Below are 10,505 nucleotides of genomic sequence, written 5' to 3'. Positions count from 1 at the left end.
TAGTGTGCCCAAAAGGGCACACTCCCCCCCTCATGAACCCTTGGTATTACTGACTTTTTTTTTTTTCCTTCTTACTCTTATATATATAGGCTCTTTCGTTCTATGTTTTTGCTGTTTTTTGAGATTAAGATACGTTATGTTTTCACGCTATATTTTGGTGAAAATCCGAAGGATTGCCCCTTTTTGTAGTTTCCGTGCTTCGCTATCGAACTGGCTAGCCCAGTTAGGCTATCACAGGGATTCTCATTGTAAAGGGTTCGGCTACGCCCGTTTCGCTACGCTACACGCCCTTTACAACGAGCCTCTACCCTGTGATTTCCTGCCAGTGCGCCAGCTCTTACCGCAAAGCATGGGAAACTACAAGGGGCGTTCCTGTTCAAAAAAATAGATTTCAAAACGATAAAAAATAAAACTTTTAAAAATAAAAATACAAAGAACAAAAAATATAAAAGAAACAAACATCTGATTTAATCAAACGTTTGTTTAACAAATAGCCGCGCCATGGCGCGGCTATTTGCAAAGACCTATGAAAAAATATGTGGAATAAATTATGATATATAGTTCCATACCCATTTTCCATAGGTTTCATGTAGACTGAAGTTGCATTTAGATGCTATGTATAGCCGATTCCCCGCCCCACACCTTCTTTTCTACGCTATCGCTACGAACTTACTGACCACTCACATACTACGTCTACATGTGAGTGGTCAGTAAGTCAGAAGGTGTGGGGCGGGGAATATGAGAGTTGAGTGAGGGGATAAGAGTAGTAGAATAAGAGAATAAGAGAAGAAAATGGGTATGGAATAGAAGGAAAGAATAGATAATAATAGGTATGGAAATAGATATGGAGGATGATGGTAAGAATATGGTAAAGTGGTAGATGGTAAAGATAAAAGATTGGAAGAGTAGATGTATAGAAGGATAGAAGAGTAGGAGAGGGAAATATGGCAATTACGAAGAGAGATGTAGAGATAGTAGAGTGGGTAAATTTACATGGGTTTGTATTAGCAGAACAGGTACAAGAGTTTTTTGGTTTGGGAAAGACAGTTGTTTATAGGAGATTAAAAGAGATGGTAGAACAGGGGGTATTGAAGAGAGAGAGGATTTTATATGATTATGGGAATGTGTATTGGGTAACGAAAGATGGTGTGGAATTATGTGAGAGTGAAATGGCAGCGGGGAAAAAGCCGAGTGTGAATAATTTTGTGCATGATAAGAAATTAGTGGATTTATCGGTAAAGTTGTTAAAAAAATATGAGGGATCGAGTTGGATAACAGCAAGACAGATTAAGTCTAGATTAGTTAGGAAGGCAAGTGAAGAAGATAAGTTTAAAGCATTAGCTATGAGAGTAGCGGATGGAATATTGATTGTGAATGGAAGTAAGTATGCAGTAGAACTAGAGTTGTCATTAAAGAATAGAACAAGAGTGAAGCAGATTATAAGTGATTATGCGGAACGAATTGCGAAAGGGCAATATGTAAGTGTGATTTATGTTGTAGAAAAAGAAAGTATTGCAAAAATATTAAGAGAAGAAATGAATCAAACAGTTGTATCAGATAGATTTCAAATTATGAAATTATAAAAGTATAAAGATAGGAGTAGTAATTGTATATGGCAAATAATCAGTATGAAGAAAATCGAAATTTATTAGAATGGATTCGATTTGCGGCAGTTTTATGTTTTACAAGTGGGTATTTAATAGCAGTTATTTTTAAAAGGATTGGTGCATTAGCACAGGTAGGGAAATTAGAAAAACGAATTGTATTTTGGATTGCATTTGGATTTTCGATTTTATGGGTGTTGAATGATTTTCAAACATTATTGTCATCTAGTGTTGTATCATTTATGATTTCGTTTACGGAAAATTATTTTGGAATTATACCAGATATGATGAAAAAATTTGTATTTGCTATTTTTCCAGAGGATAATACGCTGTTAGGGTTTTTAGTGAATGGTGTTAAAACAGCGGGATTAGTGGTTGCTATTGAAAATGTGTTTAAATGGGCAACTAGAGTAGATGAATCAACTGTACAAAATAGTTCATCTTTAGAGAGAGAGAAACAGGAAAATAGTTTGGCCAATAAAGTTATTGTGAATCTAAAAGAGAAACAGCAAGAGAAAATCTATCAAAAAGAAATGGATCGTGGGGAAATTCCAAAAGGTGTGCGTTTAGGAAGAACTATGACTGGAGGTCAAGAAATCACGTTAACACCAGATGTTTTAAAGAAACATATTGGATTAGTTGGAACAACTGGCTCGGGTAAAACGATAACAATTAAAACATTTTTGGAATACGCAATTTTAAAGAAGCAAGCAGGGATTTTTATCGATGCAAAAGGAGATATGAAACTTGCGGAAGAAATTCGGAAGTTTGCTGAAAAGCATAAACGTCCTTTTTATCATTTCAATACAGATGGAGTTGGGATGCACTATAATCCTTTAGCTGTAGGAACTCCAACAGAGTTAACAGATAAAATTTTAACATTGTCTGATTGGTCTGAAGAGCATTATAAGTTATCTTCTCAGGAATTTTTACAATATTTATTCCGTGTTTTTGAAGCTAGGAATGTGAAAGCGACATTAACAAGTGTTTCACAATATTGTGATGCTGATGCTTTAATTGGATTGATTACAAGCCAATCAGAAATAGAAGCAACGGAAGAAGCGCCTAAAAAGGTTGCTGTTAGCGATTTAAGCGATACAGATGGTTTAGTGTTGTTTGATGATGAAAAAGTTGATTTAAGCAAATCTGAGCCTTCTGAGAGTATTTTCAAACGTGATGAAGTTTTCAATTTGATTCCAAAAATTAAGCGGATTGATAAAAAGGCAATTGAAGGTTTGGCCAGTCGTGTTTCTATTTTGGCTGAAGGAGATTTTCGACATTTATTCCAGGAAGAAGAGGGAAATACAATCGTATTACATCAAGTGTTAGAAGAAAGAGGAACGGTTGTTTTTACATTGGATAGTTTGCGATATCCGGAAGGCGCTCGACAACTTGGAAAGATGATTGTGAATGATTTAAAAACGAATGTGAGTAGTCATATGAAACACAGAGAAGGTGAACATGTGACAGTTGCTATTGATGAATTTAATGTACTTGTTACGCAGCAAGTTATTGATGTGATTAATAAATCTCGTGGGGCAGGATTTGAGGCATTGCTTGCTTTTCAATCCTTAGCGGATATAGAGACAGTGAGTGAGCATTTACGAAAGCAAATCATGCAAAACTGTAATACTTTAATTGTTCAGGCACAGAATGATCCAAGTGATGCAGAAGAATTGGCAAAAGCAATTGGTACAGCTGATAGTTTAGATTTTACTTATCAGGTAGATATGGCTCAGGGTGTAACAGGTTTGGGAAGTATGCGAAATGTGAAAAACTTTGTGTTCCATCCAGATGAAATTAAAGCATTACATACTGGGGAAGCCTTGGTGAAAATAAAGCAAGGTGATAAACTAGTAAGGAAAAAAATTAAGGTGAGAATGGTAAAATGGGAGGATTAATTACGTGTTAATTTTAACGGCTTTTGTGAATTGGATTATTATATATATGCTTTTAGCCTTATATATAAATTCTAGTATTTTAGCCGGGTTTATCTCGGCGGTTATTATTGGTGGGCTTACTGTATTAAGCACAACTGAACATGCAGAAAAATTGTATCGTTATATGAATGGCATGAGACGAGCGACGAAACGAGAAGTAGAACAAATCAAACCAATTTTAGATGATTTATGGTCAAAGAGCAGGTATACAAGATTTGGTTTTATGTGTAGCAGATGAACCATTCCCAAATGCGTATGCATTAGGTAGTAAGACAGTTTGTGTGACTAAAGGATTATTAAAAACGGCGAATGAGGAAGAGCTTGCAGGGATTCTTGCTCATGAACTTGGTCATTTGAAATATGGGGATAGTAAGCGTTCTGTCATGGCGCATACATTGAATACAGCGGGTACAGTGGCTACATGGATATTAGTAGCTATGGCAACGATTTTATCTCTTCTCTCGAATCGTGTTCCGATTGTAGCTGTATTAGCGGCACTTGCAGCGGTTGTATTAAAAGTTATGCAAGTCGTTTTACATCGAGTTGCTGATTTATCTTTTCGAGTTGTTGGAAGAAAAGAGGAATTTCGAGCGGATGCATATGCAGTCAAATTAGGAATGGGAGCAGGTTTGTTGTCCTTTTTAGAAAAAATAGAAGGAACGGAAGGTTCTCCAAAAGGGATCTGGGCGCGTTTAGAAGCGACTCATCCGCCTGTAGCATTTCGAATTGAACAAATCGAAATTGCATTAGAGGAAGAATGAATAATGGTAATGAAGTGTATAGTATGATTTAAGGTAGGAGATTGATATCTTAGTCCTTTTATTAAAAGACGTCTGTTCAAAACAGACGTCTTTTTTTTAGCCCAAAAATAAAAAAGGCTTATTTAGTTATATACACATTTATATGATGAACATAGAGTAACGTATACAACGCCCTACCTCCACATCAACTCTTTATAGAGTATTCTTGTTTTTTGATATTTTGAAGAAGGGAATGGATAAATGAATGAATTATAATTTTAATCGAACAGATACATGGATTCCTTTAAAAAATAATTATGATTGTCAAATTATCCATTGTAGAGGACCTTGTTTATAAAGTGATATTAATATAAATAATCGTAAATATAATTAAAATGGTTGTTGGTAAGAATATATGTCGTACAGGGATCTTTGTTTAAAAAACGAAGGTCCTTTTATATTTTGTTTATTTTTAATGGGACATACTCAAGTTTTATAATAAGGGCATAGTTTTATAAAGTAACTTCTTCCTTTGAACAGAATAGAAGAATGCAAAAAATGATTTTTTGGTGGACATAAGTGATGCAGATACAAATAGTTTATATATCTGTATCACTTATCCATTTAAGATTTAGGATTTAATGAATTTTATTTCAATGATGTTAATTTATATTATATAAAAAGAAAATTGTGATATAATTAGTATTCATCACTAACTAACTTAAGGGTTTCATCCTTTTAAAAATCTCTGTATATGTGTGCATATACAGAGATTTTTTGCGTTTATGTATTTGTAATTATGTTAAGATGGATAAGATCATATTTGAAAATGTGGGTTCAAGTTGCTGTATTGACTGAATTGCACCAAAAAACCAATTCCATTACACGGGAATTGGTTTTTTGGTGCAATTTAGTATATTTATTGCTAGCCTAAAGGAGATTAGTCTCTTTCTAGTCTAGTATAACTAAAACAGAAAGAAAATTCAAAAAAGGGTATGAATCTTTACATATTTTCAAATTGAATAACAAAAATGTAAAGATATGGGTTATAATAGGTGAAGAAACATTCTCCTGTTCCTATGTTTCTATTGATTGTTATTTTTATCTGTTTTTGGTGCGAAATCTGTAGATAGATTTTGCACCCCCCTTCATTCTTTGATATTTATGTATAATAATATAAATAATTTTGATATAATAATTGTGTCTGTAGTTTCTTTTAATTCGTTTGTATAAAGGGCAATTCCTGTTTTTAAGAGGAATTGCCCTTTTGTGTGCCTTTTATAAATCAATACAGTATATGTGAAAATAGATAATAAGGTTCTTGTTATGTGAAAGTATGGGGAATAGGGTGTGAAACTTTTTCTATGTTTTTAATAACTATATTTTTTATTGGTACGAAAATTGTTGATAAAATTCTATTTTTTATAATTATTAAACAGAATTGTTAATATATAGGCTATATTAGAAAAGAATATATGTATATTTAAACGAGTGAGCGTTTTTGTTTTTATGGATGGAGGGAGTGATATATATTATAAATTATTATTCTTATCATCAAATGTTTTTAATTTTTATGACGGTTATAGCTATGTTTTTATATATTCTATATGTGAATAGACCCACTTCAAAAAATAAATGGAATCTTTTGATCGTAGTGTTTTTATTTTTTTTTATTAATTATTTATTTATAGTTTTTTTGTAGTAAATCTAAAGTAAACTTTTAAATATTAGTTTACTTTCAAACTATTGATTTTATTGGGTTTTAAGAGATTTCTATAAAAATAGATATTTCCGGAAGGAAAGTATACATTCAGAACACTGAAATAAAAGGATTTCCACGCCCGACCTTTGCCGCCTAGTCTTCGCAGTACGGAGTGGCGCACTGGCATAGGAAACACAGGTTGGAGGCTCGATGTAAAGGGCATGAAGCGTAGCGGAATGGGCGTAGCCGAACCCTTTATATGGAGACCGCCTGTGTTAGCCTATCCGGGCAAGCCAGTCCGGTTTGCGAAGTGGGGGCAAAGAGAAGGAGGGGACATGTCGAAAGAAATCAGTTGCTTTTATTCTAAAATTTATTTATTTTCTGAAAAATATAAGTTAATACAAGGATGTACCAGATAATGGTAAAATTTACAGATTTACATATGTGGATATCTATTATTTGGCAATTGAATAAGAAGGGATGAATATTATGAAAATGAAAAAATTAGGAGTAGGATTACTTTCAGCGGCTTTATTATTTCCAGTGGTAGCACCGGTTGTTTCTCATGCAGAAGAAAATACAACTGTATCTGAGAAAAATCAAATTCAAGAGACAACAAAAAAATATTTTAAATCTGTAGAAGGGATGGGAAGTCAATATACTGAAGAACAATCTAAAGAAATTATTGATTCTGTAGCTATTGTTAGTAAATATATTAAACCAAATGAACATAATCAATTAGAATTAGATTCAAAAGTTAAAGAACAGGTTAGTCCTTTTGTTTATGAGCATTATCAAAGAGGTATTCAAGCTATTAATCAGGCAACTGAAGCAGGATATGCAACGATAAATGTGGAAAATAATCAATTGGAAGCTACTCCATTAGCAAATAATTCTATGAATAATTTAGTGGGTCTTAATGCTAAAGATGGAATTCAATATTCATCTGTAGATTCTTATTGGTGGGGCGTTAAATGGTATATGTCAAAGAGTGAATCTCAACAATGGCAAAATAATTTTGCTGATGGGTCATTTTATTGGGGAAGTATAGCTGCTATTACTGGATTATTAACTCCATTTTTCCCACCAGCAGCTATAGCTTCAGCAGTTTCAGTAATTATGTCTGTTGGAAATTATCATTGTTATAGAGAATTACGCGATCATACAAGTTCACGTGGTTCAGTAATGACGATTAGTTGGTTGGATAAAGAAATTTACGCTAATAAAAGATAAGTATTTTTAAGTAGGAGTTGAGATGATGACTTTCGTAATGATACAGATTTGTATAGCTATATTCCTACTTTTTATAATTGGATTGATTTATAAAGTTATTGGGAAAAAAATTAACAGCAAATTTAGTATGTATTTTTTAGTTATCATTGTGTTTTGTGCTTTATTATTTTTGGTGATAAATGAGATTAATACAAGTGGATTTACAGATTTGAAGGTTTTAGTGTTTTTACCTTTAATTGTATTGAGTCTTATTCTCCTTATAATAAATGCAATAAAATCAAAAAAAATATAGAACTTTCAACTTAAATAAAAGAAATAAAAGCCACTATATAGTGGCTTTTATTTCTTTTATTTAAGGGCTTGCTGATTAAATTATGATTTATAGGATAAGGGATTTAGTAGTAGTTAAAACCTTAATATTAGTAATATGTATATAAATATAATAAAGGAGGTTTCTGTTTGATTAACTTATTAAAGTTTGTATTTGGATTAATTGGAAGTATTTTGGCTATTTATATCTTGATAACAAAAATGTATGATTTATTACCTTTAATGTCTTTTTTTATGGGATTAATGCTTTTTGTGATGGGAATTTTTGATTTTACAGAGAATCGAAAAATAACTGGATATACATTATTTTTAGCTTCAGGATTTGTTCTATTTGTTGCAGTTTATAGTTTTATTAGTTGATAAATTTATTTAAAAACCATAGAAAAAACACCTTCATTTTTGAAGGTGTTTTTTCTATGGTTTTTAAAATTTTAATTAGCCACCAGTGTTCCCATGTGAATATTGTATTACGTTTTTTTCAGCAGATATTTGAATTTCTTTTGATGTACTTGTGTTTCCTAAGATTAAGGTGAAAGCAGTTATGATCCCTAGTAAGTAAAAAGTTGTTTTTTTCATTTTAATGCCTCCTTATCTTGTTTTTTTTGTTTAGCTTTTGAACTTAGATAAAAGTATTCGCTTGCTTTTGTATGATTATCTTCATGATAAAATTTTATTGCTAATTTTTCAGTATATTCATGAACATACTCATATATATTTTCTTGTTCGAAATATTTGTTACCTGCTATTACTAGTTTTTCTAAATTTTCTCCAGGGATTTCTTCATTTATTGCTTTTAAAATTTTGAAGTGATGTTGATATTCTTCATTTTCAAGTTCTGTACTAATTTGTAGACCTTGTTCAAATAGTTCTGATGCTTTGTTCTTATTATTTAGTTTTGAATGTTCGCATGCTTTAATTAAGATTGCTCTGTAGTTATTTGGTGATTTTTGAATTACTTCGGATAAATATCGAATTGCTAATTCTGATAAATTTTGTTGTGCATACATAAATCCTAGATTATGACGAACATATAAAATAGCTTGTTCTTCTTTTTCTTTTTGGAAAATGTCCATTGCTGATATAAAGTATTCTTCAGCTAATTCGTATTCTTTTAGATGTGTGCATGATAGTCCAGAAAGGTTATTACAATAACCAATGTTTAATTCATATCCTTTGTATTTAGAAAAGATTTCTTTTGCCTTAGCTGCTTGTTTAATAGCTGGAACATATTGTTGGTTGTGGCAACTAAATGTGGAAATTTTATAATAAAATTCAGCGTGTTCTAATTGGTCGGGTATTTCTTTTAGTTTTATTTCAGCTTTATCAAAGTATTTTCTTGCTAAGTTGTAGTTTCCGATGCTAGTTGCGTGTATGGCTTTAAAAAAGAAATAATAGTATGAGAGAAGATTATCTGTAGGTGTGTTAAAAGATTCAATTTTGTCGAAGCTATTTTTACCAATACTTAAATGATCCATTAGATATTGATGGCGAAAATCTAATAGTGAATAGTATAAAAGTAGGTTTTGGTCTTCTTCTATGTTGTGGATTTTTTTATCAATTTCTAACCTTAATTTATGTGCATTACCTAAATGTCTAGCACGAATTTCGATATACCAGTCATTTAACATGTTTGTGATTTGTTCATTATTTTTTGTTTGAACGTCCACAAAGTAGCCCCCTTTTTATGAATGTATATTATTTCCACTCATTTTATCATGTCTCGACATATATTTACTTTATTAAATTTGATATATATCATTTTGAAAATTCAGTTAATTGTAGTTAAAAATTATACCCATTAACAAAGAAACCTTACGTATTAAGGTTTCTTTGTTAATGGGTATAAATAAGGTATTTGTCTTATTGACATTTTTAGGATATCAAAAATGTATGAATCTGTATACATCTCTTTTTGTGAATATAAAAAGTCAGACAAGATACAACAAAAAAAGCCATTCATGCTATAATTGAGTTGCTTAGACAACAACTATAGTGAAGGGGCTTTTTTTGTATTTTAAAAGATTATTAGAGTATCAGACTCAAAGAAAATAATTCTAACTACATAATAACAAAATTAAAGTCTCTTCGCTAGTTGTAAAAACTAGAAGTGGAGAGTTAATTATGAAAAAAACAGTAGATTTTTCAGAAGTTGAGAAAAATGCGAGAAAACGTGATTTAGAGATTGAACGGAAGAAACATGAGAATCATTATACGAAAGAGCAAGAACAAGACTTAGGACAAGCCCTTGAAACTATTCAAAACTTAACAGGTAATGAATATTACATAGGACGCAAGCGAGATCCATTTGCTAAAGTTGAATTTTCACAATTGATTCATGAGAATGTTAGATTTTTAACTAAAATTAAGTATTTGTCAACTGCTGAAAAAGTTTTTCTTTTTGAAGTTTCTTGTTATTTAGAGGTTGGAACGAATGTTTTAATCGAAAAAGATTCAAATGAATCTGATAAAGAAAACATTAACAGTGCGTCGATTCAGTATTTGGCGAAAGAGATGGGAAGAGAACGAGCGAAATTAAGTATTATTATGAAATCTTTAAAAGATAAAGGAATTCTTGCATGTGCTGAAAGTGGTTTTCGTGATGAAACTGGACGAATTTGTACCAAAAGAACTTGGATAATGAATCCTAATATTATTTGTACAGGAAGAAAAAGCGCAATTGATAGAGTAACTAAAAATATTTTTAAAGGTGTATTGAAGAATTTTAAAGTAACTAATGATTCTAAAGAAGTACATAATTTACCTATTTATTTTTTTTAAGAAACGTACTTGCGTTTCTTTTTTTTATCTGATATACGAACATTTGTCCGTATCCAAAAGGGCACACTAGTGTGCCCAAAAGGGCACACTCCCCCCCTCATGAACCCTTGGTATTACTGACTTTTTTTTTTTTCCTTCTTACTCTTATATATATAGGCTCTTTCGTTCTATGTTTTTG

Annotated in this window: 9 protein-coding genes; 7 read left to right on the top strand and 2 right to left on the bottom strand. The window is 31.6% G+C overall.

Going from position 1 to position 10,505, the window contains the following annotated elements; translation table 11 throughout:
* The first annotated feature begins 944 nt into the window (after window positions 1-944).
* The 6 genes from MR168_RS30340 to MR168_RS30310 all read left to right on the top strand — a co-directional run bounded on the left by MR168_RS30340 (window position 945) and on the right by MR168_RS30310 (window position 7,909).
* The gene (locus MR168_RS30340; protein WP_001018686.1) at window positions 945-1,583 is read left to right on the top strand and encodes a helix-turn-helix domain-containing protein; all 639 of its coding nucleotides are present in this window, start codon (window positions 945-947) and stop codon (window positions 1,581-1,583) included.
* 29 nt (window positions 1,584-1,612) lie between these two features.
* A complete protein-coding gene (locus MR168_RS30335) occupies window positions 1,613-3,505 on the top strand; it encodes a type IV secretory system conjugative DNA transfer family protein (RefSeq protein WP_000002874.1) in 1,893 nt (630 codons plus the stop codon).
* A 4-nt stretch (window positions 3,506-3,509) separates the two neighbouring features.
* Window positions 3,510-3,782: a hypothetical protein gene (locus tag MR168_RS30330; protein ID WP_000906472.1), complete on the top strand. Its 273-nt coding sequence runs from the start codon at window positions 3,510-3,512 to the stop codon at window positions 3,780-3,782.
* Complete coding sequence (locus MR168_RS30325; RefSeq protein WP_242291705.1) at window positions 3,760-4,305, top strand: M48 family metalloprotease; 546 nt, start codon at window positions 3,760-3,762, stop codon at window positions 4,303-4,305. Before MR168_RS30330 ends, MR168_RS30325 begins: the two co-directional genes overlap by 23 nt.
* 2,170 nt (window positions 4,306-6,475) lie before the next feature.
* Entirely contained in the window at window positions 6,476-7,219 is a 744-nt protein-coding gene (locus tag MR168_RS30315; protein WP_000782445.1) for a hypothetical protein, read from the top strand.
* A gap of 459 nt (window positions 7,220-7,678) precedes the next feature.
* Entirely contained in the window at window positions 7,679-7,909 is a 231-nt protein-coding gene (locus MR168_RS30310) for a DUF3953 domain-containing protein (RefSeq protein WP_000609155.1), read from the top strand.
* 75 nt (window positions 7,910-7,984) lie between these two features.
* On the opposite strand, the gene MR168_RS30305 is transcribed toward MR168_RS30310, so the two are convergent.
* Together MR168_RS30305 and MR168_RS30300 are read right to left on the bottom strand one after the other, a co-directional pair.
* Complete coding sequence (locus tag MR168_RS30305) at window positions 7,985-8,125, bottom strand: hypothetical protein (RefSeq protein WP_003308713.1); 141 nt, start codon at window positions 8,123-8,125, stop codon at window positions 7,985-7,987.
* A complete protein-coding gene (locus tag MR168_RS30300) occupies window positions 8,122-9,216 on the bottom strand; it encodes a Rap family tetratricopeptide repeat protein (RefSeq protein ID WP_042595333.1) in 1,095 nt (364 codons plus the stop codon). Before MR168_RS30300 ends, MR168_RS30305 begins: the two co-directional genes overlap by 4 nt.
* 454 nt (window positions 9,217-9,670) lie before the next feature.
* Between MR168_RS30300 and MR168_RS30295 the strand changes: the two genes are divergently transcribed.
* Window positions 9,671-10,327, top strand: coding sequence for a hypothetical protein (locus MR168_RS30295; protein ID WP_000754323.1), 657 nt, complete (start codon window positions 9,671-9,673; stop codon window positions 10,325-10,327).
* The last annotated feature ends 178 nt before the right edge of the window (window positions 10,328-10,505 follow it).

Source organism: Bacillus cereus group sp. BfR-BA-01356, from assembly GCF_022663635.1.
GTDB lineage: Bacteria > Bacillota > Bacilli > Bacillales > Bacillaceae_G > Bacillus_A > Bacillus_A cereus.
The sequence above is the reverse complement of the archived record's forward strand: the minus strand, read 5'-3'. Positions and strand labels throughout refer to the sequence as shown.

Bases quoted from the DNA above. Each gene is read 5' to 3' on its own strand.
- MR168_RS30295 (WP_000754323.1), top strand. From the start codon at position 9,671: ATGAAAAAAACAGTAGATTTTTCAGAAGTTGAGAAAAATGCGAGAAAA.
- MR168_RS30335 (WP_000002874.1), top strand. From the start codon at position 1,613: ATGGCAAATAATCAGTATGAAGAAAATCGAAATTTATTAGAATGGATT.
- MR168_RS30305 (WP_003308713.1), bottom strand. From the start codon at position 8,125: ATGAAAAAAACAACTTTTTACTTACTAGGGATCATAACTGCTTTCACC.
- MR168_RS30340 (WP_001018686.1), top strand. From the start codon at position 945: ATGGCAATTACGAAGAGAGATGTAGAGATAGTAGAGTGGGTAAATTTA.
- MR168_RS30315 (WP_000782445.1), top strand. From the start codon at position 6,476: ATGAAAATGAAAAAATTAGGAGTAGGATTACTTTCAGCGGCTTTATTA.